Origin of the sequence: Tardiphaga sp. 839_C3_N1_4, from assembly GCF_051811045.1 — a bacterium.
Lineage (GTDB): Bacteria > Pseudomonadota > Alphaproteobacteria > Rhizobiales > Xanthobacteraceae > Tardiphaga.
This window is the reverse complement of sequence record NZ_JBPWQD010000001.1, coordinates 4,282,671-4,309,235: the sequence shown is the minus strand read 5'-3', so window position 1 is coordinate 4,309,235 and position 26,565 is coordinate 4,282,671. Positions and strand designations below refer to the sequence as shown.

Annotated in this window: 26 protein-coding genes; 13 read left to right on the top strand and 13 right to left on the bottom strand. The window is 61.5% G+C overall.

Features of this window, described 5'->3' with window-relative positions; genetic code table 11:
• Positions 1 to 10 precede the first annotated feature (10 nt).
• Genes fliN through motA form a run of 4 tightly spaced genes read right to left on the bottom strand, consistent with a single transcriptional unit; the run spans position 11 to position 2,548 of the window.
• A complete protein-coding gene (gene fliN / locus AB8A38_RS20625; protein ID WP_175369216.1) occupies positions 11 to 409 on the bottom strand; it encodes a flagellar motor switch protein FliN in 399 nt (132 codons plus the stop codon).
• A 33-nt stretch (positions 410 to 442) separates the two neighbouring features.
• Positions 443 to 727 carry a hypothetical protein gene (locus AB8A38_RS20620; protein WP_093757678.1) on the bottom strand — a complete coding sequence of 95 codons (285 nt, stop codon included), beginning with the start codon at positions 725 to 727 and terminating at the stop codon, positions 443 to 445.
• Complete coding sequence (locus AB8A38_RS20615; protein WP_068729903.1) at positions 708 to 1,643, bottom strand: FliM/FliN family flagellar motor switch protein; 936 nt, start codon at positions 1,641 to 1,643, stop codon at positions 708 to 710. Before AB8A38_RS20615 ends, AB8A38_RS20620 begins: the two co-directional genes overlap by 20 nt.
• Positions 1,643 to 2,548 carry a flagellar motor stator protein MotA gene (gene motA, locus AB8A38_RS20610; protein WP_374725590.1) on the bottom strand — a complete coding sequence of 302 codons (906 nt, stop codon included), beginning with the start codon at positions 2,546 to 2,548 and terminating at the stop codon, positions 1,643 to 1,645. Before motA ends, AB8A38_RS20615 begins: the two co-directional genes overlap by 1 nt.
• A 154-nt stretch (positions 2,549 to 2,702) precedes the next feature.
• Here motA and AB8A38_RS20605 point away from each other — a divergent pair, with 154 nt between their 5' ends.
• Genes AB8A38_RS20605 through fliI form a run of 3 tightly spaced genes read left to right on the top strand, consistent with a single transcriptional unit; the run spans position 2,703 to position 5,617 of the window.
• Positions 2,703 to 3,485, top strand: a complete 783-nt coding sequence (locus AB8A38_RS20605; protein ID WP_439087234.1) for a DUF1217 domain-containing protein — start codon at positions 2,703 to 2,705, stop codon at positions 3,483 to 3,485.
• A 1-nt stretch (position 3,486) separates the two neighbouring features.
• Positions 3,487 to 4,257, top strand: coding sequence for a flagellar basal-body rod protein FlgF (flgF, locus tag AB8A38_RS20600; protein ID WP_315839771.1), 771 nt, complete (start codon positions 3,487 to 3,489; stop codon positions 4,255 to 4,257).
• Between the two features lie 28 nt (positions 4,258 to 4,285).
• Complete coding sequence (fliI, locus tag AB8A38_RS20595) at positions 4,286 to 5,617, top strand: flagellar protein export ATPase FliI (protein WP_439087233.1); 1,332 nt, start codon at positions 4,286 to 4,288, stop codon at positions 5,615 to 5,617.
• 15 nt (positions 5,618 to 5,632) lie between these two features.
• On the opposite strand, the gene hutH is transcribed toward fliI, so the two are convergent.
• Both hutH and AB8A38_RS20585 read right to left on the bottom strand, forming a co-directional pair.
• Positions 5,633 to 7,159 carry a histidine ammonia-lyase gene (gene hutH, locus AB8A38_RS20590; protein WP_439087232.1) on the bottom strand — a complete coding sequence of 509 codons (1,527 nt, stop codon included), beginning with the start codon at positions 7,157 to 7,159 and terminating at the stop codon, positions 5,633 to 5,635.
• A 162-nt stretch (positions 7,160 to 7,321) separates the two neighbouring features.
• Entirely contained in the window at positions 7,322 to 7,651 is a 330-nt protein-coding gene (locus AB8A38_RS20585; RefSeq protein ID WP_439087231.1) for a GCG_CRPN prefix-to-repeats domain-containing protein, read from the bottom strand.
• A gap of 421 nt (positions 7,652 to 8,072) precedes the next feature.
• On the opposite strand from AB8A38_RS20585, the gene AB8A38_RS20580 reads away from it, so the two are divergent.
• Positions 8,073 to 8,753 carry a spermidine synthase gene (locus AB8A38_RS20580; RefSeq protein ID WP_120287549.1) on the top strand — a complete coding sequence of 227 codons (681 nt, stop codon included), beginning with the start codon at positions 8,073 to 8,075 and terminating at the stop codon, positions 8,751 to 8,753.
• A gap of 24 nt (positions 8,754 to 8,777) precedes the next feature.
• Here the strand turns inward: AB8A38_RS20580 and AB8A38_RS20575 are convergent, their stop codons facing one another.
• Together AB8A38_RS20575 and AB8A38_RS20570 are read right to left on the bottom strand one after the other, a co-directional pair.
• On the bottom strand, positions 8,778 to 9,038 hold the full coding sequence (locus AB8A38_RS20575; RefSeq protein ID WP_439087230.1) for a DUF3551 domain-containing protein: 261 nt from the start codon (positions 9,036 to 9,038) through the stop codon (positions 8,778 to 8,780).
• Positions 9,039 to 9,193: 155 nt separating this feature from the next.
• Positions 9,194 to 10,183, bottom strand: coding sequence for a Bug family tripartite tricarboxylate transporter substrate binding protein (locus AB8A38_RS20570; protein ID WP_089263420.1), 990 nt, complete (start codon positions 10,181 to 10,183; stop codon positions 9,194 to 9,196).
• A 143-nt stretch (positions 10,184 to 10,326) separates the two neighbouring features.
• Between AB8A38_RS20570 and AB8A38_RS20565 the strand changes: the two genes are divergently transcribed.
• Both AB8A38_RS20565 and AB8A38_RS20560 read left to right on the top strand, forming a co-directional pair.
• On the top strand, positions 10,327 to 10,740 hold the full coding sequence (locus AB8A38_RS20565) for a VOC family protein (protein WP_315839776.1): 414 nt from the start codon (positions 10,327 to 10,329) through the stop codon (positions 10,738 to 10,740).
• A 123-nt stretch (positions 10,741 to 10,863) separates the two neighbouring features.
• Positions 10,864 to 12,456, top strand: coding sequence for an AMP-binding protein (locus tag AB8A38_RS20560; protein WP_315839777.1), 1,593 nt, complete (start codon positions 10,864 to 10,866; stop codon positions 12,454 to 12,456).
• A 12-nt stretch (positions 12,457 to 12,468) separates the two neighbouring features.
• On the opposite strand, the gene AB8A38_RS20555 is transcribed toward AB8A38_RS20560, so the two are convergent.
• Complete coding sequence (locus tag AB8A38_RS20555) at positions 12,469 to 13,563, bottom strand: HD-GYP domain-containing protein (RefSeq protein WP_315839778.1); 1,095 nt, start codon at positions 13,561 to 13,563, stop codon at positions 12,469 to 12,471.
• 214 nt (positions 13,564 to 13,777) lie between these two features.
• Between AB8A38_RS20555 and AB8A38_RS20550 the strand changes: the two genes are divergently transcribed.
• Positions 13,778 to 14,119, top strand: coding sequence for a hypothetical protein (locus AB8A38_RS20550; RefSeq protein WP_439087229.1), 342 nt, complete (start codon positions 13,778 to 13,780; stop codon positions 14,117 to 14,119).
• A 75-nt stretch (positions 14,120 to 14,194) separates the two neighbouring features.
• Positions 14,195 to 14,866 carry a dienelactone hydrolase family protein gene (locus tag AB8A38_RS20545; protein WP_439087228.1) on the top strand — a complete coding sequence of 224 codons (672 nt, stop codon included), beginning with the start codon at positions 14,195 to 14,197 and terminating at the stop codon, positions 14,864 to 14,866.
• A gap of 161 nt (positions 14,867 to 15,027) precedes the next feature.
• Here AB8A38_RS20545 and AB8A38_RS20540 read toward each other — a convergent pair whose 3' ends face one another.
• The 4 genes from AB8A38_RS20540 to AB8A38_RS20525 form a co-directional block, all read right to left on the bottom strand.
• The gene (locus AB8A38_RS20540; RefSeq protein ID WP_315839781.1) at positions 15,028 to 16,026 is read right to left on the bottom strand and encodes a Bug family tripartite tricarboxylate transporter substrate binding protein; all 999 of its coding nucleotides are present in this window, start codon (positions 16,024 to 16,026) and stop codon (positions 15,028 to 15,030) included.
• Between the two features lie 227 nt (positions 16,027 to 16,253).
• Positions 16,254 to 16,880 carry a polysaccharide biosynthesis/export family protein gene (locus AB8A38_RS20535; RefSeq protein WP_410001896.1) on the bottom strand — a complete coding sequence of 209 codons (627 nt, stop codon included), beginning with the start codon at positions 16,878 to 16,880 and terminating at the stop codon, positions 16,254 to 16,256.
• Positions 16,881 to 17,063: 183 nt separating this feature from the next.
• Positions 17,064 to 17,720 carry a peptide-methionine (S)-S-oxide reductase MsrA gene (gene msrA, locus AB8A38_RS20530; protein ID WP_439087227.1) on the bottom strand — a complete coding sequence of 219 codons (657 nt, stop codon included), beginning with the start codon at positions 17,718 to 17,720 and terminating at the stop codon, positions 17,064 to 17,066.
• Between the two features lie 184 nt (positions 17,721 to 17,904).
• Entirely contained in the window at positions 17,905 to 18,219 is a 315-nt protein-coding gene (locus AB8A38_RS20525; protein WP_068729932.1) for a hypothetical protein, read from the bottom strand.
• A 356-nt stretch (positions 18,220 to 18,575) separates the two neighbouring features.
• On the opposite strand from AB8A38_RS20525, the gene rpsT reads away from it, so the two are divergent.
• The 5 genes from rpsT (at position 18,576) to AB8A38_RS20500 (ending at position 26,528) form a co-directional block, all read left to right on the top strand.
• Positions 18,576 to 18,842 carry a 30S ribosomal protein S20 gene (gene rpsT / locus AB8A38_RS20520; protein ID WP_068729934.1) on the top strand — a complete coding sequence of 89 codons (267 nt, stop codon included), beginning with the start codon at positions 18,576 to 18,578 and terminating at the stop codon, positions 18,840 to 18,842.
• Positions 18,843 to 20,078: 1,236 nt separating this feature from the next.
• On the top strand, positions 20,079 to 21,512 hold the full coding sequence (gene dnaA / locus AB8A38_RS20515; protein ID WP_068729936.1) for a chromosomal replication initiator protein DnaA: 1,434 nt from the start codon (positions 20,079 to 20,081) through the stop codon (positions 21,510 to 21,512).
• A gap of 242 nt (positions 21,513 to 21,754) precedes the next feature.
• Positions 21,755 to 22,873: a DNA polymerase III subunit beta gene (dnaN, locus tag AB8A38_RS20510; protein WP_089263411.1), complete on the top strand. Its 1,119-nt coding sequence runs from the start codon at positions 21,755 to 21,757 to the stop codon at positions 22,871 to 22,873.
• A gap of 231 nt (positions 22,874 to 23,104) precedes the next feature.
• Positions 23,105 to 24,253, top strand: a complete 1,149-nt coding sequence (gene recF / locus AB8A38_RS20505) for a DNA replication/repair protein RecF (protein WP_439087226.1) — start codon at positions 23,105 to 23,107, stop codon at positions 24,251 to 24,253.
• 112 nt (positions 24,254 to 24,365) lie between these two features.
• Complete coding sequence (locus AB8A38_RS20500) at positions 24,366 to 26,528, top strand: hypothetical protein (RefSeq protein ID WP_439087225.1); 2,163 nt, start codon at positions 24,366 to 24,368, stop codon at positions 26,526 to 26,528.
• Positions 26,529 to 26,565: the final 37 nt, after the last annotated feature.

The window sequence follows — 26,565 nt, the reverse complement described above, 5'->3', positions numbered from 1 at the left end:
GAAAATCTCTTTAAGCGTCCGGATCCCCGGCCGCTCCTCCGACGATTTCCGTCAGCGATACACCGAAACGCGAATTCTCATCTTCCACGACCACGACTGCACCGCGTGCAACGATGCGTCCGTTGACGACGACTTCGACAGGTTCGCCCACACGGTGATCGAGCGGGATCACTGCGCCACGGCCAAGCTTCATCAGATCGGCGACCGGCATGGTCGCTGAACCAAGCAGCACCTGCACTGTGACCGGGATGCGCAGGATCGGCTCGAGATTTGTCAGCCGGCTGGTTTCCTCGGCAGCGCGAGCCGCGAGATCTGCCAGTTTGCCGAACGACGCGCCGTCAGCCTTGAGCGGGTCGCTAGCTGTAGCGGTCGCTGCGCTTACTGGATCGATATCGAATGGTTGCTTCATATCCCCTGCCTTCTTGAAAACTCAGATCTTGGCCTAAGCCGGATTTTGTGCCGCAGTGCGAGTATCGATTTCCGCGATAGCCTTGCGTGCCTCATCTATTTTGTCGCCAAGCGCCTGAACCATTTGCCGTCCGTCCGAACTGAACTCGCGTACCATCAATACCATGTCGTCCACCGTCTCATTGGTCTTGCCGACCACCGCAGTGAACTCCCCCTGATGCGCACGCAACTTGACGAGTTCACGATGCATCTTGGTGACGCGGATGCTCGTGAAGAGCAGGGCTGCAAAAAGGATGATGTCAACGAGCGAGGATACCATCGATAAATTCCCGTTTTTGGTCGGCCGATTCCTTGACCTGCAATGAATAGACGCCGTTCATCTGGCCGAGCTGACACCAGAACAGGCGTTGGTCATTGCATTCGAGGCGAACCATCGTGTCCGGCGTGGCATTGAGCTTGAGCACCTGGCCGACGTGAAATTTCGCGACCTCGCCGAGGGTAAACTGTCGCTCTTCGAGGACCGCCTTCAGAACGACTTCGGTCCGCTTGATCTCGCTGTGCAACTGACGGCTCCAGTTCGGATCGGTGGATGCCGACTCACCGGATACGATCTGCGACAACGCCTGCCGAATCGGATTGAGCGCTGCGTGCGGAATGACGATGAACATCTCGCCGCCGCGATCGAGACCCTGCAGCAGGATCTTCGCACACACGGCCATGTTGTTGAGGCGGCCGATCGCAAGATAGTCCATGCGCGTCTCGACGCGTTCCAGGTTGAACGTCACGTCCGAGGCGCGATCAAATGACGCCTGCAAAGCCTTGCCGAAGCGCTCGAACAGCGATTGCGCGACGTGCAGCTCCACGTTCGAGAATACCCGCGGCATATCCAGCGGCGGCTCCGCACCATCAGCACCGAACAGGAGTTCGATCATCGTATAGACGAAATCGCGATCAAACCCGATCAGGATACGGGCGTCCCATGCTTGCGCATAGAAGACCGCGGCAATGGCTTCGCCCTCATAGCGATCGAGGATATCGGAGAGGCGATCACTGCCCACGCTGCTTAGCGAGAAATACGACTGCGAAGGCGACATGGATCGCAGGCTTTCGGCGCAAAGATTCGTCATCTGGTCGAAAATCACATGCAGCATCGGCATGCGTTCGACGGAGATTCCGGCAGCCCCTAGAAGTTGATCTGATCCTTGATCTACGCGGCCTGACTTTACTTCTGACATCAGGCCCGTGCTCCCGCTTTCGCCGAGGGTTCAGCAGGTGCCGCTTTTGCAGGCCCGCCGGAGATGGTTTCGCTTTCGACGACATCGATCGACGGGCGTTCACCAGGACCGATCATCTTGCGGCCGTGTTCGATCGCGATCTGCGGCAGGGCCCCGTTCATGAAGGCGAGCAGAGACTGCTTGACGATCACATACATCCGCGCGCGCTGCTCGCGCACCAGCTTGATCTTGTGGGCCAGCGGCGCGACAAGTCCGTAGGACAAGAAGATGCCGGCGAATGTGCCGACCAGAGCCGCGCCGATGAAGCCGCCGAGCAATTTAGGGGATTGATCGAGAGCGCCCATCGCCTTGATGACGCCGAGTACCGCGGCCACGATACCGAGCGCCGGCAGTCCTTCGGCGACCATCATCAACGAGCCATATGGCTTCATCTTGCTGCGAATGATGGTTTCGATTTCCTCGTCCATCAGCGCTTCGATCTCATGCGGCCGCGCGCTGCCCATGATGATCAGCCGGAAGTAGTCGCAGATGAAGTGCAGAAGCGGCTCATTGGCGAGAACGGTCGGGAAGGCAGTGAATATTTCTGACGATGATGGATCGTCGATATGAGCTTCCACCTCGTTGCGACCCTTGTTTCGTACCTCGCGCATCAGCGAATGCAGAAGCCCGAGCAGATCGAGGTAATGGCGTTGCTTCGGGACCGCGACCGTCAATGCCTGCACGGTGGCACGGCCGGTGTCGACCACGGTTTTCCAGGGATTCGCAATGACATAGGTGCCCAGCGACATCCCCATGATGATGACGAACTCCCAGGGCTGCCATATCACGCTGAGATGCCCGCCCATCGCGGTGAAGCCGCCGATCAGACTGGCGAGTGTGATAATGACACCAAAGAGAATGCTCAAGCGCACCGCTCCAAATTGAGGATACGATTCACTTAGGCAACGATGCTTGCACGAGGCTGACATCGGCCTGCGGCGGCCAGCCCCGCGCAAGCTTGTGCGGGGAGTTTGAGGCCAGTCTCGCCGCATGCGCCCGCAGACTGGGAACCCACTGCCGATGGTCTCGACAATCGCAAGCTACCAGCAGATCTCCAAGAATATCGTCAAATCGTTGCAGCAGACGATGGAGAAGCCGGACGTGTCGAAGGACACGGAATACTACCTGTCACACATCCGCGATGTGAAGACGATCGACGAATTCATCGGCGACTATCGGTTGTTCAGCTATGCCATGAAGGCTTACGGGTTGAGCGACATGACCTATGCCAAGGCGTTCATGCGCAAGGTTCTTACGGAAGGCGTTGCCAGCTCGACCACGTTCGCCAACAAGCTTTCCGACGCCCGCTACCGCGAATTCGCCACCGCATTCGACTTCGCGAAGCTGGGTGACCAGGCGACGAGCACGACCGCCGCGCAGGTCGGCACCGTCGAGAAATACGTCCGGCAGCAACTCGAGGAAGACGCCGGATCGCAAAATGAAGGCGTTCGTCTGGCACTCTATTTCGAGCGCAAGGCGCCCAAGATCACCAGCATCTATCAGATTCTCGCTGATCCGGCGTTGATCAAGGTCGCCCAGATCGCGCTTGGCATCTCACCGATAACCTCGATGGCGGATGTCGACAAACAGGCGAATATGCTCAGCGCGAAAGTCGACATCGCGGATTTCCAGACCCCCGAAAAGCTGCAGAAGTTCCTGCAGCGTTTTTCGGTGATGTGGGAGATGGAGAACGGAACGTCCACCGCCCAGTCGGCTTCAAGCACCCTCATCACGCAGCCGCTCGAAATGGGCCTCAGCACGGATGTGCTGACCACCCTACAGAACCTGAAAATCGGACGATAAAATGCAATCAGCGCTCTATGTCAGCCTCTCGGCCCAGGTCTCGCTTGAGAAGCGACTCGAAACCATTGCCAACAACATGGCCAATATGAAAACCGCCGCGTTTCGTGCCGACGCGGTGAAGTTCGAGACTGCAATGTCGCGCGCAGCAACGCAGGCGGTCGCGTTCTCCTCGCCCGGCGAGAACTTCATCTCGCGCAAGGAAGGCGCTATCACCCAGACCGGCAACACGCTGGACGTCGCGGTCACCGGAAACAGCATGGCCGCCTACCCCGGCGGCCCCGATCCCGGCAACACGACGTGGATGGCGTTCGCCGGTCCGAACGGCCCCGTCTATACGCGCGACGGCCGCATGCAGATCGACATCAACGGGCAGCTTCAGACCCTCACCGGCTATCCAATCCTCGATTCAGGCGGCACGCCGATCATCGTCGATCCCGATGCTGGCCCGCTGACGATCGTGCGCGATGGCACCATTTCGCAGGGCCGCATCCAGGTCGGTCAGCTTGGCCTGTTTGACATCGCCCCGGACGCAAAGCTGGAGCGGTTCGGAACTTCGGGCGTGATCCCCAGTAAGCCCGCGACCACCGCGCTCGACTTCGTCACGGTCGGCTTTCAGCAGGGCTATGTGGAAGGATCGAATGTCGATCCTCTGACAGAACTCACTCAGATGATGACTGCACAGCGCACCTTCCAGAGCGTCAGCTCATTGATCGACAATTCCGAAAGCACCATGCAGAGCGCCATTCGCACGCTGGGCGATCCAAAAGCCTGATGCCTGATGTGACCGGCGGGAGAGCTCGATGAACGCGCTTGAAAAACTCGAATCGACCATCGCAACCCTGCGCCGGGACGTGCCTACGGTTCGTGTCGGCGGCATGGTGTCCGAGGTGACGCCGACGCTTTTTCGCGTCTCCGGCCTGTCGCGCTATGTCAGGCTCGGCGAATTGATCGGACTGGAGATCGACAAGCAGGTTCATCTCGGTGAGGTCGTGCGGATCGATAATGACGGCGTGACGGCCAAACCGTTCGATTCCCACTTTGCTGCCGGCCTCGGCGTTCCCGCCTTCCGAATGCCTCCCAAGACACTGTCCCCACATCCGGCCTGGAAAGGTCGCGTCATCAACGCTCTCGGTGAGCCGCTGGACGGCGCCGGCGACATGCCCGTCGGCGAACGCGAGATGCAAACGGACGCAAATCCCCCGCCGGCGATGAGCCGCTCCCGCGTGAGCAAGCCGCTGCGCACCGGCGTTCGCGTCGTCGATCTCTTCACACCGCTCTGCATCGGCCAGCGCATCGGTGTTTTCGCCGGTTCCGGCGTGGGCAAGACCACCCTTCTCTCGATGCTGGCACGCGGCTCCGGCTTCGACACAGTTGTCACGGCACTGGTCGGCGAACGCGGCCGCGAAGTGCGTGAATTCCTGGAGGAAGCGCTGGTGCATCACAAGTCCCGTGCCATCACGGTCGTCTCGACCAGCGACGAAAGTCCGATGATGCGACGACTGGCGCCGAAGACGGCCATGACCATCGCCGAATATTTCCGTGATCGCGGCGAATCGGTGCTGCTGATCGTCGATTCGGTTACGCGCTTCGCCCATGCATCGCGCGAAGTCGCGCTCGCCACCGGCGAGCCGGCGATCGCACGGGGCTACGCGCCGAGCGTCTTCAGCGAACTCCCACGACTGCTGGAGCGTTCAGGACCGGGCCTCGAAGGCCAGGGCTGCATCACCGGTGTCTTTGCCGTGCTCGTGGACGGCGACGACCACAACGAGCCCGTGGCAGATACGGTACGCGGTACGCTGGACGGACACATCATGCTGGATCGTGACGTTGCCGATCAGGGCCGCTATCCGGCCGTCAACGTGCTGTCATCGGTCTCGCGCCTCGGCCAGCATGTGTGGTCGCCGGAGGAAGCCAATCTGGTGCGCAAGCTGCGTGCCATGATCGCGCGTTTCGAAGACACCCGCGACCTTCGCCTGATGGGCGGCTATCAGGCGGGCCGCGACAGCGAGCTGGACCAGGCCGTCCAGCTCGTACCCAAGATCTACGACGTGCTGCAACAGCATCCGACCGATCCGTCCTGCGCCGAGCCGTTCCAGGAATTGCTCAGCGTGATCAAGACTGCAATCGGCTAACTGCGCTCCAGCGCTCTAGACGCCCGGGATCGTGTCGAGATTCGCTGCCGCGACGATCGCTCCGGACCGCACAAGGCGCAGCGACTTCTGAATGTCGTCGTGAAAATATCGATCCTCGTCGAGATGGGCGACGTCTGCCCGGATACGTGCGCGAACGCTCTCCAAACGATCGCTGGACTTCAGCGGCGTATGAAAATCGCAACCTTGCGCACCCGCCAGGAGCTCGATGGCAATGACAGCCATCGCATTCTCGATCATCGGCAACAGCCGCCGTGCCGCATGCGCCGCCATCGAAACATGGTCTTCCTGATTGGCAGATGTCGGAATCGAATCGACGCTGGCCGGATAAGCCCGCTGCTTGTTCTCAGATACCAGCGCCGCGGCCGTCACTTGCGCGATCATGAAGCCGGAATTAAGCCCCGGCTTCGGTGTCAGGAACGCGGGCACACCGGATAGCACCGGATCCACCAGCATGGCGATCCGGCGCTCAGAGATCGATCCGATCTCACAGATCGCAAGCGCCGTCATATCCGCCGCAAAGGCAACCGGCGCCGCATGAAAATTGCCACCGGAGATCGCAATATCGTCGTCGGCAAAGACCAGAGGGTTGTCGGAGACGCCATTCGCTTCAGTGAGAAGCATGGTGGCCACCTGTCGCAAAACGTCCAGCGCGGCGCCCATCACCTGCGGCTGACAGCGAAGGCAATAAGGATCCTGAACACGGACGTCGCCGGTACGGTGCGACTCGCGAATCGCGCTGCCGGCGAGAAGTTCCTTCAATGCCTGGGCTGATACGATCTGCCCTTCATGCTTGCGCAGTTGATGGATGCGCGGATCGAACGGCGTATCCGAGCCACGCGCGGCATCGGTGGACAAGGCACCACTGACGAGTGCGGTCTTAAAAAGAATTTCGGCCTCGAACAATCCCGCCAGCGCATAGGCTGTCGAGAACTGCGTGCCATTCAGCAGCGCCAGTCCTTCCTTGGCCTGCAGCTCGATCGGCTGCAGGCCCGCACTGGCGAGCGCCTCCGTCGCCGGCAATCGCCCGGACGTCGTCAGCGCCTCGCCGACGCCGATCATGACCGACGCCATATGCGCGAGCGGGGCGAGATCGCCGGAGGCACCGACCGATCCCTGCGCAGGCACGATAGGCGTGATGTCATGCGCAATCATGGCGCTGAGCAACTGGACCGTCTCCATGCGGACGCCGGAGAAACCCTGTGCCAGGCTCGCAAGCTTGAGACACATCATCAGCCGCACCACCGGCGCTGGCGCCGGGTCGCCGACGCCCACGCAATGCGACAGCACGATGTTTTTCTGCAGGGCCGTGATGCTTTCGGCTTCTATGCCGACATGAGCAAGCTTTCCGAAGCCTGTATTGATGCCATAGACGGGTTCGCCCTTGGCGACGATCCGGGCAACTGCCGCAACACTGGCATTGATGCGGGGAATACAGCTCTCGTCGAGAACTGGTACCGCCCCCCGATAGATCGATCGCCAGTCTGCCAGCGTCACCGCACCCGGTGTGAACCGCATCGTCATAAAAGTAACTCCAAGCCATCCCGTAGATGGCCCAAGGCAACACATCCAACGCTGCGCTTCAATGTTTGCGTGCAACAAAAAAGGCCAGCCTTGCGGCTGGCCTTTCAGCTGATCGACAGTCAGACCGTGGGCCGCGACGTGCGACGCAGCGTCACGTTTGGCTTATGGCTTCCAGCCGCCGCCCGGCAGATTGCCGTGATAGGGCGTGTTGCGGCAGTGGCCCCACGGACCGCGCCAGTAACCGGGAGGGCAGCCGTTCCCCATTACGGGAGCTTCCTGATAGTAGCCGCCCGGGAGTGGGCCGTAATAAGGTGTATAGCGGCAGCCACCATAGGGACCGCGCCAGCCGTTCGGACCGCAGCCACCCGCAACCGGGATCAAGTGCGCTTCGACAGCGATGCTCTGGCCCATCATCGGCGCAGCGCTTGCCTGCGTCGAGACGATAAACATGGCGACGAGACATGGCGCCATCAGGTGCAGAATTTTGGTCATTCTATTCCTCTCGATGAGTTGAAGATCACTCGGCCCCGACGAAAGCGTCTTCGCCTTGCCGCGCGATGCGCAACCCGAAGATGCGTTGGTCTCCATTCTGCTTAGAGGCACCAGATACCGTTTGCAATTCCGTTCTATCAATGCACCGGCACAACCCGTTCGGTTAGTTATCCGCCCGTTAAGACGGCGAACGGAGCTGCCACGCGAAGTACTTCATCAGTGTAGTTCCCTTAAACAAAGATGCAGCGACGTGTTGGAGCTATTCCAGAGACTGGAACCCCGCATCTGATCCCGCTGCGATCGAAGTGCTGCGACACGAGCGGCTTCAGTTGCTGTAAGGCCTTTGCATGAGCCGAGTTGCGTGAGGCTCGGTTCTCGCGCTACCACCGGCCGCCGTGCAATCGCTTGATGAAAGACACCCGTGCTTCCCTGGAAACTGATCGATACGACCGAAGTCCCCGGCGGCGGCGTGCCGCTGCGCCTGATGCAGCGCGGGCACGAATTCACCATTAAGCTCGGCCAGAACGAATTGATGAGCAGTCGGCTGTTCGGCTCCGAGGAAGCGCTGGCGACGCTCACCTGCTTTCGCCTCAAGGACATGAAGGCGCCGCGGCTTTTGATCGGCGGCTATGGCATGGGCTTTACATTGCGCGCTGCGCTAAAGGTGCTCGGCCCAAAGGCGAAGATCACCGTGGTCGAACTGGTGCCCGCAATCGTCGCCTGGGCGCGTGGCCCAATGGCTGAGCTGTCTGGCGACAGCCTGAGTGATCCGCGTGTGGAGATTGTCGAAGGCGATGTCGTTAAAGCCATCGCTGGTGCACGCGGCAAATATGATGCGATCCTGCTCGATGTCGACAACGGACCCGAAGGCCTAACGCGAAAATCGAATGATGCGCTCTATGACCTGAAAGGGTTGCGCGCGGCCCAGGCCGCGCTCAGTCCGGGCGGCGTACTGGCCGTCTGGTCGTCATTTCCATATGACAAGTTCACGGCGCTCCTCGGCAAGGCAGGCTTCAACGCCGAGGAAATCAAGATCCGCGCCACCGGCACACGCGGCGGCGCCCGTCACGTCATCTGGCTGGCGACGAAGCCAAAAACATAGTCGTCGCCGCCATGAAGATGGGCCTTAATAGGCGACCGAACGCCGACTGCGGCGCGGTTCGGCATAAGGCTGCGGGCTGAACGCCAGACGCGGATTGACGATGCAGTCGACGCCGCGACCCGATGCAGTGGCCTGGCACGCTTCATAGCTCGGATAGGAGCAATCGGTCCCGAAAGCCTGCGACTGGATGCAATAGGGGTAGGTCGGGGCGGCAGCTGCAGGGCTGAAAGCCATCGCCGAAACACCACCAACAGCCAGCACGGACAGCATCAGATTACGCGTCATGTCTTCTCCTCCGCGGCAGCGGTCCTATGACATCCCCAGAAAGCAACAGAGCCTGCGGATGAACGTTCCCGCAGGCTCCGGTACATCCCGGTCTCGTGATCACGCGCTAACACTGGCGCAATCACGAGGATTAAACACCATAGTGCCGCATGGGTTCATTCGACCTTAAGGCCTGCGGCCTTGACCACTTTCTCCCACTTCTCGGTCTCGGCGACGATCATCTTGCCGAAGGCTTCCGGCGGTCCGATCAGCGGTTCGCCGCCGAGATCGATCAGCTTGGCCTTGACGGCCGGATCGGCCAGCACCGCATTTACGTCCGCGTTGAGCTTGGCGATAATCTCCGGCGGCGTCTTCTTCGGCGCGCCCATGCCGAACAAGGCGCTGGCCTCATAACCCGGCACGGTTTCCGCGACGGTCGGCACATCGGGCAACAGCGACGACTTCTCGGTGGTCGTCACCGCCAGCGCACGAAGGCTGCCCGAGCGGATATGCTGGATGATTGACGGCATGTTGTCGAAGATCACCTGGACCTGACCGCCGAGCATGTCAGTGATCGCTGGCGCGGCACCGCGATAGGGCACATGCTGCATCTTGGCGCCTGATAGCATCATGAACATCTCGCCGGACAGATGCACCGAGGTGCCGTTACCCGACGACGCCATGTTCACCTTGCCCGGATTGGCCTTCACATAGGCGATGAATTCTCCGACGGTCTTCGCCGTGATGTCCTTGTTGACGGTCATCACATTGGCGGTTCGATGGAAGGCAGCAACAGGCGCGATATCACGCACAAAATTGAAGCTCAGCTTCCCATAAAGCGTCGCGTTGATGTAGTTTGCTGGATTGACCAGCAGGATCGTGTAGCCGTCGGGTTCTGCATTCACGACAGATTCGGTGCCGATATTGTTGCCGGCGCCCGGCTTGTTCTCGACGACGAATTGCTGACCGGTTCGCTCGGATAGCTTCTGCCCGATCAGACGGGCCAGAATATCGGTTGCACCGCCAGCGGGATAGCCGACGACAAAGCGAACCGGCCGCGTCGGATAGTCCACGGCCAGCGCCGAGCTGACGGGAACGAGAGCGGTTGCAGTAAAAGCAGAAAAGCCAAGCGCAATCAGACCGATCGCGGCACGACGTGACGTCATATTTTATTCCCTCCGGCTGCCGCAACTTTGCGCGCGGTCAGCGTGTGTTGAATTGACAACGGCCGTATCTACCAAACAATTCAACTATCGACCAGTGCGACACTACTGCGGCACCAGCCCAAAGAAACGCCAAGGACCATTTCATGTCCCTCACCGTCACGGCCCTTGATCATCTCGTCCTGAATGTCACTGACGTCCAGCGCTCCGCCACCTGGTATCAACGCGTCCTGGGCATGGAGGTGAAGGTGTTCGATCCCGGTCCGGGCAAGTTGCCGCGCACATCGGTGAGTTTTGGCGCGCAAAAGATCAATCTGCGGCCGATCGGCGCCGATAAGATCGAGTGGTTCACGGCGGATCATGAGATGGCCGGCAGCGACGACCTCTGTTTTCTCACGGCATCGCCGCCCGATGCCGTGGTCGCGCATCTCGGCGCTTGCGGCGTCGCCATCGAGGAAGGCCCGGTGGCCAAACAGGGCGCGCGGGGCACCTTGCGCTCAGTCTATTGTCGGGATCCCGATGGCAGCCTGATTGAAATTTCGTCTTACGAAATAGGCTGATCCTACATGCCGGAGCGGTTTGCACCGCGCGGTCGCCGATGGCACAACATCCTCCCTAAAAACAAGAATAAGAAAGCCGCCCCCGCGTAAGCGGTCGCTCCGGCGGCTTTCGACGGAGGATGCATGCCCTACCCCGCGACGAATCCCGCCATGATTCCCGGCTCGATCGGCCCGTTCGACGGCATGGACGTGCCGTGGCTGCTGCGCATGCGCGCCGAGACGCGTCGCGATCACCCTTTCATCATCTGGTCGCCATTCGATGCGCCAGCGCGGCCATGGACTTATGGCGAGTTTCACGAGCGCGTCGGGGCACTTTCCGCAGGCCTCGCCAGACGCGGCATCGTTCAGGGCGACTATGTGCTGATCCATCTCGATAACTGCGTCGAGATGCTGCTGGCCTGGTTCGCCTGTGTCGAACTCGGCGCCATCGCGGTCACCACGAATACCCGTTCGTCGGCCAGCGAGATCGAATATTTCGCGGATCACTGCGGCGCGGTCGCGGCGATCACGCAACCATCCTATGCCGAGCTCGTCGCCGCCAATTGCCGGAAGCTGCGCTGGATCGCTGTGACCTCGCACAATGCCGGCGCATCGGCCGACGGCCATGCGATCGGCAAGGCTGAGCGGTTCGAATCCCTGTTCGCCGACAGCGCCGACCGTCCGCGCCGCCCTGTCGATCCTTGGGCACATTGCAGCGTGCAATATACGTCGGGCACTACGTCGCGGCCCAAAGCCGTACTGTGGACCCACGCCAATGCCTTATGGGGCGGCAAGGTGAACGCCGCGCATCAAGACCTGCATGCGTTCGATACGCATATGACTTATCTGCCGCTGTTTCATACCAATGCGCTGGCCTATTCGATGCTGGCGACGTTGTGGGTCGGTGCCTCCCTAGTGCTTCAGCCGCGTTTTTCCGCGCGCCGGTTCTGGGACGTGGCTCTCGAACATCGCGCCACCTGGCTTTCGACGATCCCATTCTGCATGAAGGCGCTGCTCGAGCACGACGTCCCGAAGCATCATTTCCGGCTGTGGGGTGCGTCGTTCTGCGATCCGCCGGCCTTCGCCAAATTCGGCGTCAAGATCATCGGCTGGTGGGGCATGACCGAAACCATTACTCACGGCATCATCGGCGAGGTCGATCAGCCTAACACGCCGATGGCCATCGGCCGCGCCGCAACCGAATATGGCATCCGCGTCACCAATGACGACGGCACGCCGACCGCCGTGGGTGAGACTGGCAATCTCACGATCAAGGGCATTCCCGGCCTGTCGCTGTTCAAGGAGTATCTGCACAACGAGGCCGCGACTTCAGACAGCTTCGACGCGAACGGCTTCTTCATCACCGGCGACCGCGTCACGCTGCTGGAGCGCGGCCATATCAAGTTCGGCGATCGCGCCAAGGACATGCTGAAGGTCGGCGGCGAGAACGTGGCAGCGTCCGAGATCGAGCAGGTGGTCATCACCGTGCCCGGCGTTCGCGAGGCGGCCGTCGTCGGCAAGAAGCATCCGATGCTGGATGAAGTGCCGGTGGTTTTCATTATCCCCCATGCCGGCGTGGCGCAGACGCCACCGGCGCTGCATGACAATGTCATGGCGGCTTGCAAGAGCGGGCTGGCGGATTTCAAGGTGCCGCACGAAATCCACTTCGTGGACGAGATGCCGCGTTCGACGCTTGAAAAAGTAGCCAAGGCGGAATTGCGCAAGCTGCTGGCCTGAGGCGAACGGCGCTTACGCGCCGAGCGCCACCGGGCGGAACACCTGTAGCAGTTGCTGGTCGATCTTGTCGCCCATCTGCTCCATGATTTCGAACGCCTTGGCATGCGTGAAGGCCATGCGATAGGCACGCCGCTCCACCAGAGCTGCGTGGATGTCGACGATGGTCATCAAGCGAACGATGTCGCTGATCTGGTCGCCGGCCAGCGCATCGGGGTAGCCGCTGCCATCCAGGAATTCGTGGTGATGCAGCACCACGTCGAGCATCTCGCGCGGAAAACTGCCCTGCGCCACCAGTGCTTCGAAGCCGAGACGTGGATGTTTGCGCATCTCGAGCGTCTCGTCCTCGGTGAGCTTGCCCGGCTTGTCCAGGATCGAGACCGGGATGAAGGCCTTGCCCACATCATGGACGAGGGCTGCGCGCGTGAGGCGGCGCTGATCTTCGTCGCGCATGCCCAGATGCTGCGCAAAGGCCACCGCGAACCCCGTCACGAACAGGCAGTGACGATAGCTGTGATTATGATGACGGCCGACGGCGGCCAGCCATTCGCGCAGTGACGTGCGCTTGATGGCCTTCAGAATCTGGTTCTCGGCCTGCATCACGTCGTTGAAAGTGAGCGGAACGCCGGCGGGCAGCTTCTCGAAGATCTTGACCATCACCGCATGCGCCGCCTCGACGCCGCGATTCAGCGCCTTGCCGCGCGCGGAGAAGTCCTCGTCATGCGGGTTTGGAAATGCCGCGCGAATGCGCTGCATGATGCCACGTGCATCGAACGGCCGCGCGATCGTATCGGTGGCGCCGAGCGCCCAGGCCTGCATGGATCCGTGATGCAGCGAGTCGGCTAGCACGAACAGGCGCGGTATCGCTTCATAGGATTTGTGGCGCAGTTTGTTGCGCACGCGCTGCACGGCCTCTGCCGAGCGCAGATTGATATCGACCACGATACCCGACAGCTCGCTGGGCGGCGTCTCCGGAATGTCTGACGTTGGGACAACATCCACTTCGCCGACCTTCTGCAGGATGTCGACGAGTTCGCTGCTGCTATCGCTGCGGTCCGATGCCAGAAGCAGTCGGCGGCGCGCCGGCGATTGTTTGACTGAAGCGGTCATATGCCCTCGATCTATTGCGGCGAACGGGCCGCAAGCAGGACATACATACCTTGGAACAGGGTTCCTGAAGCTTAATGGGTATTGTTAATGCTTCCTGATCGGCCCGCGGAAGGTTTCATTCCGGCGGATAGCACTATCGGGTGGTTAGGGACTTCGGGAAAACTTTAAGCAATCCCGCCTTGCACCGGTATCCGATCCGGAAAACAATCGCGCTATGAAGACCATCAGGTTCATCCTCGGCGTCGCGAGCGCCCTCGCCATCACGGTTCCAGCCCACGGGCAGCCCGCCGGAACGACGCCCGATCTGCCATTCACGGCAACCCTTTCGAACGCCACGCCGCTGGCCTTCGGCATGGCAACGGATGATGCCGCCCGCGCTTTGGGTACGCCACTGACCTATATCAGCGGCCGGGCGGAGCATGAGATCTATCTGGCGATCCGCAACTTCGGCGGGAGCGGCTTCTTCGACCGCCGCGACCGCCTCTATCTCCAGTTTCGCAAGGGACGCCTGACCGGCTGGAAGGGCGACTGGAGCCGAAACTGGATGTGGCAGTAGCCGCTTTGTGAGTAGACCACTGCTGCCGTCCGCGCCAAACAGACCTCACCCTTCAACAACGATATGGAATACCTCGTGGGACAAGACATCACGCTGACCGCATCTGACGGCTTCAAGCTCGGCGCCTACCGCACCCAGCCTGAGGGCAAGCCCAAGGGCGCCGTGGTCGTGATCCAGGAGATCTTCGGCGTAAACGACCACATCCGCACGGTCTGCGATCGCTTCGCCGTGCAAGGCTATGTGGCGGTGGCGCCGTCGATCTTCGATCGCACCGAGCCCAATTTCCAGTCCGGTTATTCGCCCGAGGAAATCGCCATCGCGCGCAAGTTCGTTGCTAATCCGGATTGGCCCGCGATGCTGCGCGATACCCAGGCCGCGATCGATTCCGTTGGGGATATCGGCAATGTCGGCATCATCGGCTTTTGCCTTGGCGGCAGCGTCGCCTTTGCCGCCGCCACGAAATTGACGGGCCTCAGCGCCGCCATCGGCTATTACGGCGGCGCCGTGGTGCGCTTTGCCGACGACAAGCCGACCGTGCCGACACAGCTACATTTTGGCGAAAAGGATCGCGGCATTCCGCTCTCGGACGTCGAGACCATTCGCGCTAAGCGGCCGGATGTGGAGATTTTCGTCTACGACGGAGCCGAGCACGGTTTCAATTGCGATCAGCGCGCCAGCTATAACAAGGCCAGCGCGGATGTTGCGAGAGAACGGAGCCTCGCGTTCCTCGCGAAGCATCTGAAGTAAGCCGCCGCCCTCTCCACGCATTGCCGGGCTTGACCCGGCAATCCACCTTTGCGGCACCAACAAGCGCTTGGGCAAAGCTGGATACCCGGGTCAAGCCCGGGTATGACGACTGAGAGGGAGCAGCCTCGATCTTTCCCTGCCAATCGGGAGAGATTGGAACATCACTCGCCCTTCACGCCCGCTGTCTTTGCCACCGTTGCCCAGCGCTCAAAGTCGCGACGCAGGCTTTTCTCGAAAGATTCGGGGCTATCACCGACCGGAACGAGATTGACCGCCTGCAGGCCGGCGGTCCCTTCCGGTGAATTGATGATGCGGCCGAGCTCGGCCGACAGCTTGTTCACAATGTCCTTCGGCGTCGCCGCCGGTACGAACACGCCGACCCAGCCTTCAGCCTCGAAACCGGGATAGCCGAGTTCAGCCATGGTCTGCACGTTCGGCAGCTTGGGCTTGCGTTTCTCGCCGCCCACTGCGAGCGGACGGATCTTGCCGGCTTCGAGCTGCGGACCGGCGGTGGTGAAGTCGAGGAAGGCCGCAGTAACCTGATTGCCGAGCAGATCGTTCAGCAACGGCGCGGCGCCACGATACGGCACATGGGTCATATCAATGCCGGTGTTCTTCTTCAGAAGCTCGCCATAAAGATGCGACGTGGTGGCATTGCCGAAAGTGCCGTACGGATATTTTCCGGGACTGGATTTGGCAAGATCGACCAGTTCCTTCACGGACTTCATCGGCTGCGCTTCGGGCACGACGAGCACGATCGGCGAGATCGCGACCTGCGTGACGGGCGTGAGATCCTTGAACGCATCGTAGGGCAATTTCGACATCAGGCTCGGCGCCTGGATGATCTGCGTGATTGCGATCAGCACCGTGTAGCCATCGCCCGGAGCCTTGGCAGCGAAATCGTTGCCGATCACGCCACCGGCGCCCGGCTTGTTCTCCACGGTGACGGTCTGCTTCCAGGATTCCTGCAGCCTCTGCGCCAGCAGGCGCGCGGCGACGTCAGTGGCACCACCGGGCGCATAGGGCACGACAAAGGTGATGCGCCGATCGGGATAGGATTGCGCCGTCTGCGCGGATGCTCGCGACGACACCGCTCCCAACGCCACCATGACTGCCAGAGTGACACCGCGCATGGCCTTGATCGACGGACTCGTCTTCATCTATTCCCCCCTGAAATCTGGTTGCACCGACATAGCGGCGCTTCGACGAGTTGGCCTCGCTTGACCATTGCTTACAGTGCGAAAGACGATTCTGATACAGCGCAACGCGCGTCCTGACGCCGATGCGCCTATACATCGCAGCCTTTAATTATCGGGAGTACGCCGTTCTATTTCCGCAAAGCGGAGAAAATCACGCTTGGGGCGACGACGGCGCTTGATGCGCGCGATCAGAACCAGCGTTCGCTGACCAACACCGTATCGCCGGGATTGATCGGCGTACCCAACGGCACTACGGCGCGATACGAGCCCTCGATGGTGGTGTGGGTCAGCGTGACTTCATCACGCTTGGCGCGCGGCGAAAAACCACCGGCAATGGCGATCGCGCTTTCGACGCTCATATTGGGCACGTAGGGATACTGTCCGGGAGCGGCAACTTCACCGAGAATGAAGAACGGACGGTAGGCTTCGATTTCGACAGCCACCGACGGCTCGCGAATGAAGCCATTGCGCAGGCGGCCGGTGATGCTCGCAGCCAGGGCAGCGGGCGTCATGCCACGCGCGGGCACGCGGCCGATCAGCGGCATGGTGATCGCGCCACCGGCATCGATGGCGTAGGAATTGGTGAGACCTTCCTGGCCGTAGACCACGACGCGCAGCTTGTCGCCGGCATCGAGCTTGTACTGCGCATCGTAGGTCGAGACGGGGGGAGCATAAGCGACAGGCATTGCTGCCGGGCCGTAACCCGGGCGACCATAAGCTAGCGTGTCGAGATCAGCAGCCGGCGCAACCACTGCAACAGGACCCGGTCTCCGCATGCAGCCGGACAAAGCCAGCGCGGCAACCGCGACAATCATGGGCAGACGAAACGCGCGGGCAGACGACACTGGACATATCCCTCATAGAGGCAGCCTCGGTTTTGGCCTCTTATGGTTAAAATTCCGTTGTCATGGCCTTCCATCAGACAGCAAAAAGCCCGCCTTCGGGAGCTCCGAAAGCGGGCTTTTGACGTTGTTTATCTACACTTAGCCGTAGTCAGCTCAGGCCGTGACGCCGACCCCGATCGGGCACGACACACCGGTGCCGCCGAGACCGCAATAGCCGCCGGGATTCTTTGCCAGATACTGCTGGTGATAGTCCTCGGCGAAGTAGAACTTCCCGGCCGGCGCAATCTCGGTGGTGATGGTGCCGAGGCCCTTCGCGGACAGTGCCTTCTGATACGCCGCCTTCGACGCTGCGACGGCATCGCGCTGTGCATCGCTGAAGGTGTAGATTGCCGAGCGATATTGCGAGCCGATGTCGTTGCCCTGACGCATGCCCTGGGTCGGATCGTGGCTCTCCCAGAACGTCTTCAGCAACTGCTCGTAAGAAATTTTCTTCGGATCGAACACCACCAGCACCGCTTCGGTGTGACCGGTGCGGCCCGAGCAGGTCTCTTCATAGGTCGGGTTCGGCGTGAGGCCGCCGGCGTAACCGACCGCGGTCGTATAGATGCCGTCGCCGAGCTCCCAGAACTTGCGCTCTGCGCCCCAGAAACAGCCAAGCCCGAACACCGCCTGCTCAACTCCTTCCGGATAGGGCGGCTGGATGTTGCTGCCATTGACGAAGTGATGCTTGGCAGTTGGGATCGGCGTATCGCGACCGGGCAGCGCTTCGGCCGCGGTCGGCAATGCAGCAGTCTTGCGCATGAACAGCATAAGTCATCTCCCGGCGCGCTCGCGAACGAAGTGGACTCCGGTTCGCTGGACGAATGCGCAGATTTGGGGGCCAACAGCACCCGCGAGGCAGAACCGGATTCACTCCTGCCGCGCGGCGTATCTCAGGTGGCAATATAGGTATCTACGAGGGAAACGGCAGGTGTGTTACGTCGCCGAGCACCGTTCAATTCCGCGAATAGCCGATCAACGGCTTGCTTGGCCGAAACAACAGCATCAGCACGATGCCGAGCACGCCCATGACGGCCCAGGCCGGCTGGTTGAGCAGCAGTTTGAGAAGCCCGCTGAGGAACGGCGCATTGGCATCGACCATCGCCTGGAAGGAACGCTGGCTGGCCTGGTTGATGTCGTTCCAGAACTCCCCGAGCCGGGTCAGCCGCAGCGCCTGATCGGCAATCGAGCGCGCCCCATCATAGACCAGGAACACGAACCCACCGGCCAGCAGTAACAGCCCTATCAGGCGGAAAAACCCGCGGATCATCCGAATCCCCTCATCGCTCTCACCCCCGGCAATACCGGGCAAACCCGAGAAATTCAACCTCATCAGCAACTTAACCGCCAGCCTGCGGCTGTTTTTCGTCTAAAGGCACAGCCGGAAGGCGTTGACGGTGGAAATCGGGCACTCTATAAGGAGCGCCAATGGCGGTGGGCGCAATCCCGCCGCCGCTGTTCTTTGAGCGGCGCGCCCCGTGAGTTTCGAAACGCGTGAGCTTTGCCGCTCCGGGGATAGCATTTTCAGGAACACCCCGGAAACAGATCAGCGTTGGCCGCAGTCGAGCGGCAGACGTCAATCAGCCCGGCGCCCGAGACGGGACGCTGCTGAAGGATAGTGAGATTATGGCCAATACGACCTCCGCCAAGAAGGCGACGCGCAAGATTGCCCGCCGCACCATCGTCAACAAGTCCCGCCGCACCCAGATGCGCGGTGCCGTCCGCACCGTCGAGGCGGCGATCAAGAGCGGCGACCGCGAAGCGGCGCTAAAGGCGATGAAGCTCGCCGAGCCCGAACTGATGAAGGCCGCTCAGCGCAACCTCGTTCACAAGAATCTCGCAAGCCGCAAGGTCTCGCGTCTCGTCCATCAGATCGCGAAGCTCGCGCAGTAATCTGACGACAACATTCTTTCCAAAAAGCCCGGCTTCACGCCGGGCTTTTTTATGCCGCAATGCGTTCGCGCTATCGCGTCACAAATTCTGATGAAGCGCAAAGACCGCCGCGCGCTTGCGCGATGCGCGTCTCGTCATGTCTCTTCAACGGCACAGCCGGAACGCACAACACATCACACCGAGTGCCAATCCGCGTTATCGCTTGCGTCAGCGTGATTCTGAAAAAGCAACAGCGCCACGCCGCCAGCGCGAGCCCGATGTCTAGGGTTACCCTGACTCAACGCACAGAAAAAAACGCGCGGCTCTAATCACTTATCGGCATAGCGAAGCGGACCAGTTTGAAAACGCGGACTCCGCCCCTTCATTCGTAAATGAATTATGAATTTCTTTTTTCGCTGGATCGAATCTGCAACGGCACTGTCACATTACGATTCAGCGCGTTGATTCAAAACGTTGACGCATCGTCAAAAAAATCACGACGTGTTCCGGGCTGCCCAAGTGAGGCTTTTGCGGGGCACCTGAAAAATGATTCCGTTGCGAGAAACCGGGCGTGCTGTATTTCTTTAATCACTCGCGGCGCCCGCGGTTCTTCAGATCAGAGCGATTTAAGAACCAGGACGGACCTTAGGATCAGCGACGGTCTTCAGGTTAGCGACACCTTCCAAGCTTTGATCGGATCGCAGCCCATAGCAATATGGGAAGGGTTGTTCTGTGTCGAAATTTCTCGGGTATCCATTCGGATGCTTTGAAAAGAAATGCGCACCGGCCAATCGCAACCAGCAAAGCGGACGGTGCGGAAGTAAGCGGGCAGGCGAGCGGGCAAGACGACGATACGGGAATGCGACTGAACGAGTTTCGATGTTCAGCGTTGCGGACTAACTTTGAACCACATGTGAACTGACATCTTGCCGCGAGCGACCGCGGCGAGCGGGGGAGGACTTATGCGCAAATCGACCACGACAGCATTCCTGCGACTGCGATCTGCGTTTCACTCAGATATGGCAGCACATGCGGCGACCCGGACCTCCGCCCACGCTCCCGACAGACCCTCCAGTACGCGCTGACCTCGCGACGAGGTCCTCTTCGACATCACTGATCTGACCTCGGCCAGATGGCCGTTGGCGGAGCTGTGCCCGAAGACGACGCGTCACACGAGGTCGCACCGCGTCTCCATACGCGGACATTCATCGGCAGCGTTGTGCCGGACACTCACTCTATCTGAAAAGTTCTCTGACAATGGCTAATATGGAACAGGATCACTGGTCTCGCGTGAAAGGTCGGCTGCGGTCGACCGTTGGTGAAGACGTTTACTCCAGCTGGTTCGCGCGGATGGATCTCGAAAGCGTGCAGGACGACAGCGTCCATCTTTCGGTACCCACCCGATTCCTGAAGAGCTGGATCCAGGCCCACTATGCCGAGCGCGTGCTGAACGCCTGGCAGGCCGAGATGCCGCAAGTTCATCGCGTCGATCTCACCGTGCGTTCGGCAATGCGCAACGTGGCGCCCGCCAACAAGGAAGCCGCCGCACCAGCCGAAGCGCGCCGCACCGAGACGTCCAACAACCGTCACGCGCCCGAACTCCGCGCCACAGCCACCGCGCCGGTGTCCGCCAGCCATGAAGCACTCGGCGGCTCGCCGCTCGATCCGCGCCTGACTTTTGCGAGCTTCGTACTCGGCCGCGCCAACACGCTGGCCCATGCTGCCGCGCGTCAGGTCGCCGAAGGTCGCCGCGGCGATCCGGTGATGTTCAACCCGCTTTACATCCATGCGGGCGTCGGCCTTGGCAAAACCCATCTGTTGCAAGCCGTGACCTGGGCTGGCAATTCCGGCCCCGACCGCAAGGTGCTGTATCTCACCGCCGAGAAGTTCATGTACGGCTTCGTCGCCGCACTGAAGACGCAGACGGCGCTCGCCTTCAAGGAAGCGCTACGCGGCATCGACGTGCTGGTGATCGACGACATGCAGTTCCTGCAGGGCAAGACCACGCAGGCCGAATTCTGTCACACACTGAATGCGCTGATCGATGCCGGCCGCCAGGTGGTGATCGCCGCTGATCGTCCGCCGTCGGATCTGGAAAGCCTCGACGAACGCGTGCGTTCGCGCCTCGCCGGCGGTCTCGTCGTCGAAATGAGCTCGCTCGGCGAAGAGCTGCGCCTGGGCATCCTGAAATCGCGCGTTGCCGCGGCGCGTGCACATCACGCCTCGTTCGAGGTGCCGGAGCCGGTGCTGGACTATCTGGCCCGCACCATCACCCATAACGGCCGCGACCTCGAAGGCGCAATCAACCGCCTGCTAGCGCATTCGAAGCTGAACGCCACGCCGGTCACGCTGGAAATGGCCGAGCGCGAAGTGCGCGACCTGATCCGCCCGCAGGAGCCGAAGCGCATCAAGATCGAGGACATCCAGCGTGTCGTCGCGCGTCAGTACAATGTCAGCCGGTCCGACCTCCTGTCGTCGCGCCGCACCGCCAATGTCGTGCGCCCCCGTCAGGTTGCGATGTATCTGGCCAAGACCCTGACGCTACGCTCGCTGCCGGAAATCGGCCGCCGCTTCGGTGGCCGCGATCACACCACGGTTCTGCATGCCGTACGCAAGATCGAGGCGCTGGTCGGCAAGGACGTGGCCCTGCAGGATGAGGTCGAAACGCTGAAGCGCCAACTCCAGGAGTAAAGCGTCCCCACCCCCGGTGCGCCAAAGCGTGCGCCGGGGCAGGACGAGGGTGTTAACCGTCAAAACATTGGGGGCCGGAAGCGCATCTCTCTTGCGCTTCCCGGCCATCCACGCCACCTTGCGGTCCCCCGCGGGATTGAGCAAAATCCACTGATCGAGCTCGCGGGTGTCATCGCCGCGGCGCCCGTTCGGGCCGCCAGGCATTTCCACACGACACCGGATTGAATCGGGCGGGTTTTGTTATGAAGGTCACCGTCGAACGCGCGCAACTCCTGAAGTCGCTGAGCCACGTGCATCGCGTGGTCGAGCGCCGCAACACGATTCCGATCCTGGGCAACGTGCTGATCCGCGCCGAAAATGCCCGGCTGTCGCTAAAGGCCACCGACCTGGACCTTGAAGTCACGGAAACCCTGGCCGCCGAAGTCGGCACCGCCGGTTCCACCACCGTGCCTGCCCATATGTTCTACGACATCGTCCGCAAACTGCCGGACGGCTCCCAGATCGTGCTCGAAGCCGATGGCGACCGCTCGGTGATGGCGATCCGCGCCGGCCGGTCGCGCTTCACGCTGCAGACGCTGCCGGAGAATGATTTCCCGGATCTCGCCGCCGGCGAAATGACGCACTCGTTTGCGCTGCCCGCCTCCGACGTGAAGCGCCTGATCGACCGCACGCAGTTTGCGATCTCCACCGAAGAGACCCGCTATTATCTCAACGGCATCTATCTCCACGCCGCCGGCACTGCGACTGCGGCAACCTTGCGCGCCGTCGCCACCGACGGTCATCGTCTGGCACAGATTGACCTCAAGCTGCCCAAGGGCGCCGACGGCATGCCGGGCGTCATCGTGCCGCGCAAGACGGTCGGTGAAGTGCAGCGTCTGATCGAGGACCTCGAAGCCGAGATCACCATCGAACTGTCGCAGGGCAAGATCCGCTTCACGCTCGGCAATGTGGTTCTGACCTCGAAACTGATCGACGGCACCTTCCCCGACTATGGCCGCGTGATCCCGCAGAACAACGACAAGGAACTGGTGATCGACAAGAAGGATTTCGAGAACGCAGTCGACCGCGTCTCGACGATTTCCAGCGAACGCGGCCGCGCCGTGAAACTCGCGCTGTCGGCGGGCAAGCTCGTGCTGTCGGTGACAAATCCGGATTCCGGCAGCGCGACGGAAGAGCTCGAGGTCGAATACGCCTCCGACGCGCTCGATATCGGCTTCAACTCGCGCTATCTGCTCGACATCGCCGCCCAGATCGAAGGCGAAGTTGCCGTGCTGCGCCTTGCCGATCCCGGCTCGCCGACGCTGGTGCAGGACAAGGACGCCAAGGGCGCCCTGTATGTGCTGATGCCGATGCGGGTGTGAGTTCCTTCAGGTATCGCCCCCGCCTAGCGCGCCAAAGGCGCGCGCGGAGCGGGGACCCATAGCCGCCGAAGAACTAGTTGCAGCTAGGTAGCCACGACTCTGCCGTTTTGATTGTGCCGGGCCGTGGTTATGGATCCCCGCCCCGCATGCGCCTTCGGCGCACTAGGCGGGATGACAACGGAGATTGGCGCAGCGCGTTGCGACGACTTTAGCTGAGTCCCATATTCACGAATGACCGCCTCCCGCATCCATCGCCTGTCGCTCACCAATTTCCGCAGCTATCGCGCGGCGTCGCTGGAGGCGTCGGCGGACATGGTCGCCCTCGTCGGCCCGAACGGCGCCGGCAAAACAAATTGCATCGAAGCGATCTCGTTTCTGTCGCCAGGCCGCGGCCTGCGCCGCGCGACGCTCGAAGACGTTGCGAATAACGAAGGCGACGGCTCCTGGGCCGTGTCGGCGACTGTCGAGGGTGAAGTTGGTCTCGCCACACTCGGCACCGGCATCGATGCCCCCGCGGCAGAAGGTGCGTCCACCAGCCGTCGCTGTCGTATCGACCGGGAGCCTGTCGGTTCTGCCGCGGCATTCGGCGATCACCTGCGCATGGTGTGGCTGACGCCCGCGATGGACCAGTTGTTCATGGGCGCCGCCTCCGAACGCCGGCGCTTCTTCGACCGCCTCGTGCTGGCCATCGACAAGGATCACTCCGGTCGCGTCTCCGCGCTCGAGCGAAGCCTGCGTTCGCGCAACCGCTTGCTCGAAGACCGGAACAGCGACGCCCACTGGCTCGATGCCATCGAGCGCGAGACCGCCGAACTCGCGGTCGCCGTCGCCGCGACGCGCGGCCAGACCGCGATGCGGCTCGCAGAGATGCTGCGCGTGCGCGGCGAAGCCTCGGCCTTTCCATCCGCACTCATCATGCTCGACGGCTGGATGGAAAATGCGCTGGTCAATGAACCGGCCACAGCGGTCGAAGATCGCTATCGCCAGATCTTGCGCGATGGTCGCCCGCGTGATGCCGCCGCCGGCCGCACGCGCGACGGCCCGCATCTCACCGATCTGCAGGTGATCTATGCGCCGAAAAACATGCCGGCGCGCGATGCCTCCACCGGCGAACAGAAGGCCCTGTTGATCGGGCTCATCCTCGCCCACGCCACGCTGGTCGCGGAGATGACCGGCATCACGCCGCTCCTGTTACTTGACGAAGTCGTCGCCCATCTCGACCCTGATCGACGCAAGTCGCTGTTCGGCGAACTCTCGAAATTGGGCGCCCAGGTCTGGATGACCGGCGCCGATCCTGTTGCTTTCGCAGATATCGGCCCATCCGGCGAGATTTTCGACGTCGCCAATGGGCGTATCGCGCGGCGCCAGCCGACCGGTTGAACCAAAGCAACACCTCCTACAACTCACTCTAAGTGCCCCGCGCAAATAATGTCGCTGCCCTTGTGGGCAGCGCTTTTGCATGCACGCAAGCAAACGCCGGAGGCTTTCTGTAATGTTTTCAAGCAAACGCGGGATGCAGCTCCCGGCCAGACGCTGCCTGTTGGCCCTGCTCGTCAGCACCGCCATCGCCGGCGGCTCGCTGGCCTGCCGCGCCGAAGACGGCTTGGTGGATGTGAGAACGCTGCCATACATCGAAGGCGCTACGGCCCGGCCGGAAGCCACCAAATATCCCAACCTCAGCGCCAGCTATTTTGGCGCGGGCACTGTCGCGGACACCATTGCGAGTACCGGCAGACTACTCGCCGCCGACGGCTGGATCGCCTACACACCGCCATTCGAAGCCTCGAATCGCAGTCGCTGGTACAAGAAGGGCGCGCAGGGCGTGTTGGCATCCTTCATGACCGACGGCAGCCGAACGGACCGGTCGGGTGTCAGCTACAGCTCACAGCGCCTGGAAGTGAACCTGCCCTTCCCTGAACGTGCAACCGACATCGTCTATGACGAGCGGCGACCGTATCTTGGATGCATGACCACCGAAACGATCGACGCAACGCTGGCTTTCTTTCAGAAAGAACTCGCTGCGTTGGGCTGGTCGCCGCTGGCCGTGAGCGCTGCGGAGACCCGCTGGCCGGACGCGAAGATCGACGAGACGATCGCAAATGGCGTGCGTGTCTATTTCACCCGTGACGGCAACACGCGGCAATTGCCAGTGATGCTGACCTTGCAGCGAGGCACCGACGGCAGGACCAACGTCGAGATACGCGTTGCGCCATTCGCGCTTCCGCAAAATCTCGCTGCGGGTCCTGAATCCGCAGGCTTGCCGCGGCCGGAACGCATCAAATCTGCCGGAACCACCGGCAGCGCAGATTCCGTCAAGCGCGAAGCACATGCGCTGATCCCGGCCGAGCTCGGCCCCGTGCTCGCCTTCTATCGCCGCGAACTCGGCAAGAAGGGCTGGATCGAACAGAGCAAGGACACCGTCGTCACCGCCGATCGCGCCTCGCTCGCATTCACCTCGCCAGAAGAGACGGCAACGCTGCAGATCGGTCGCAAATACGATCTGACCACCGTGCAGATCGACGTACAAATTCTGCCATCTGTGATCGCAGCGCGCGCGAAGGCCAAAAAGGAAGCAGACGACCGCTTTATCAAGGATGCACTCGCGTTAGGGCAAGCGGCTATTGCCGAAGCGGATGCGAAGCGCGCCGCGGCACAAGCCGCGCGTGGGCCGGAAACTGCGTTGCGCGCGATGGACGGTTCAAGCACACCGATTCCCGTCCCCGACACCGCCAGCGAGATCGACTTTGACGGCGCCGATGGCAGGCTCGCATTCACCAGCTCATCAAGCGTCAGCGCGCTGGCGGATTTTTACCGCAGCGGAATGAAGACGCTCGGCTGGAAGAGCACGCCGTCAGTCATCAACAATCCCAATATGGTGGTGTTGAATTTCAGCAAGGCCAAGCAGAGCATCTCAATGACGGCGATGCAGATGGGCCCGAAGGTCAATGTCACGGCGACAGGCTCGGGTCTGAAGGGCGTGCCTGTCGCGGCCGTTGCCACCACCACCACGGGCAACGCCAAGAGCGCCGAACAGGTTCTTGAGTCCGATGGCGACACTGATTATCCCACACCGAAGCAGCGGACGTTGCGATCGCTGGGTACTTCAGGGCTGCCAGGCGGCGCGCCGTTCAGACATGAGTTGAGTGCATCTGTGCCTGCGGGACTGGACTCGGTTCTGGCGTTCTACCGACGCGAACTCACGCAGCGACAGTGGCAGGAAGACACGAAGAGCGCTGTCATCAAGCCGGACAGCGCCATGCTGGCCTTCAAGGCGCCCGATGGTCCGGCCATGCTGAAGCTGGAACGCCGCAACGACGAGACCACGGTCAGTCTGGTGGTGCGCCATCCCGCAGAAGCGACGAAGGCGGGCATCCTGCCCGCGCTGGGCAAGGTTCGGCTGCTGTTCGGCAATATGGGTGACACGGAAGTGTCGGTCAGCGTCAATAACAAGACGCTCAAGGTCGCGCCCGGCGTGGGCGGACCGCAAAATCCGAACGGGCCGACGATGGAACTGCCGCCCGGCGCCTACAAGGTCACGATCAAGGCCGCGGGCAAGCCCGCGCATGACAGTACGATCAAGGTGGCGGCCAACGACAGCTGGGGCCTGATGGTTGGCCCTGACGGTCGGGATATCCTCCCGCTGCAGCTCTACTGAGGACAAAGCGTGCAAGCGCGCCAGCGCACGCGTCCGC

What these genes read in the sequence shown, in the direction of transcription:
- fliN (WP_175369216.1), bottom strand. Translation starts at nt 409, where the DNA reads ATGAAGCAACCATTCGATATCGATCCAGTAAGCGCAGCGACCGCTACA.
- AB8A38_RS20620 (WP_093757678.1), bottom strand. Translation starts at nt 727, where the DNA reads ATGGTATCCTCGCTCGTTGACATCATCCTTTTTGCAGCCCTGCTCTTC.
- AB8A38_RS20615 (WP_068729903.1), bottom strand. Translation starts at nt 1,643, where the DNA reads ATGTCAGAAGTAAAGTCAGGCCGCGTAGATCAAGGATCAGATCAACTT.
- AB8A38_RS20605 (WP_439087234.1), top strand. Translation starts at nt 2,703, where the DNA reads ATGGTCTCGACAATCGCAAGCTACCAGCAGATCTCCAAGAATATCGTC.
- flgF (WP_315839771.1), top strand. Translation starts at nt 3,487, where the DNA reads ATGCAATCAGCGCTCTATGTCAGCCTCTCGGCCCAGGTCTCGCTTGAG.
- fliI (WP_439087233.1), top strand. Translation starts at nt 4,286, where the DNA reads ATGAACGCGCTTGAAAAACTCGAATCGACCATCGCAACCCTGCGCCGG.
- hutH (WP_439087232.1), bottom strand. Translation starts at nt 7,159, where the DNA reads ATGACGATGCGGTTCACACCGGGTGCGGTGACGCTGGCAGACTGGCGA.
- AB8A38_RS20585 (WP_439087231.1), bottom strand. Translation starts at nt 7,651, where the DNA reads ATGACCAAAATTCTGCACCTGATGGCGCCATGTCTCGTCGCCATGTTT.
- AB8A38_RS20575 (WP_439087230.1), bottom strand. Translation starts at nt 9,038, where the DNA reads ATGACGCGTAATCTGATGCTGTCCGTGCTGGCTGTTGGTGGTGTTTCG.
- AB8A38_RS20570 (WP_089263420.1), bottom strand. Translation starts at nt 10,183, where the DNA reads ATGACGTCACGTCGTGCCGCGATCGGTCTGATTGCGCTTGGCTTTTCT.
- AB8A38_RS20565 (WP_315839776.1), top strand. Translation starts at nt 10,327, where the DNA reads ATGTCCCTCACCGTCACGGCCCTTGATCATCTCGTCCTGAATGTCACT.
- AB8A38_RS20560 (WP_315839777.1), top strand. Translation starts at nt 10,864, where the DNA reads ATGCCCTACCCCGCGACGAATCCCGCCATGATTCCCGGCTCGATCGGC.
- AB8A38_RS20555 (WP_315839778.1), bottom strand. Translation starts at nt 13,563, where the DNA reads ATGACCGCTTCAGTCAAACAATCGCCGGCGCGCCGCCGACTGCTTCTG.
- AB8A38_RS20550 (WP_439087229.1), top strand. Translation starts at nt 13,778, where the DNA reads ATGAAGACCATCAGGTTCATCCTCGGCGTCGCGAGCGCCCTCGCCATC.
- AB8A38_RS20540 (WP_315839781.1), bottom strand. Translation starts at nt 16,026, where the DNA reads ATGAAGACGAGTCCGTCGATCAAGGCCATGCGCGGTGTCACTCTGGCA.
- AB8A38_RS20535 (WP_410001896.1), bottom strand. Translation starts at nt 16,880, where the DNA reads ATGATTGTCGCGGTTGCCGCGCTGGCTTTGTCCGGCTGCATGCGGAGA.
- msrA (WP_439087227.1), bottom strand. Translation starts at nt 17,720, where the DNA reads ATGCTGTTCATGCGCAAGACTGCTGCATTGCCGACCGCGGCCGAAGCG.
- AB8A38_RS20525 (WP_068729932.1), bottom strand. Translation starts at nt 18,219, where the DNA reads ATGATCCGCGGGTTTTTCCGCCTGATAGGGCTGTTACTGCTGGCCGGT.
- rpsT (WP_068729934.1), top strand. Translation starts at nt 18,576, where the DNA reads ATGGCCAATACGACCTCCGCCAAGAAGGCGACGCGCAAGATTGCCCGC.
- dnaA (WP_068729936.1), top strand. Translation starts at nt 20,079, where the DNA reads ATGGCTAATATGGAACAGGATCACTGGTCTCGCGTGAAAGGTCGGCTG.
- dnaN (WP_089263411.1), top strand. Translation starts at nt 21,755, where the DNA reads ATGAAGGTCACCGTCGAACGCGCGCAACTCCTGAAGTCGCTGAGCCAC.
- recF (WP_439087226.1), top strand. Translation starts at nt 23,105, where the DNA reads ATGACCGCCTCCCGCATCCATCGCCTGTCGCTCACCAATTTCCGCAGC.
- AB8A38_RS20500 (WP_439087225.1), top strand. Translation starts at nt 24,366, where the DNA reads ATGTTTTCAAGCAAACGCGGGATGCAGCTCCCGGCCAGACGCTGCCTG.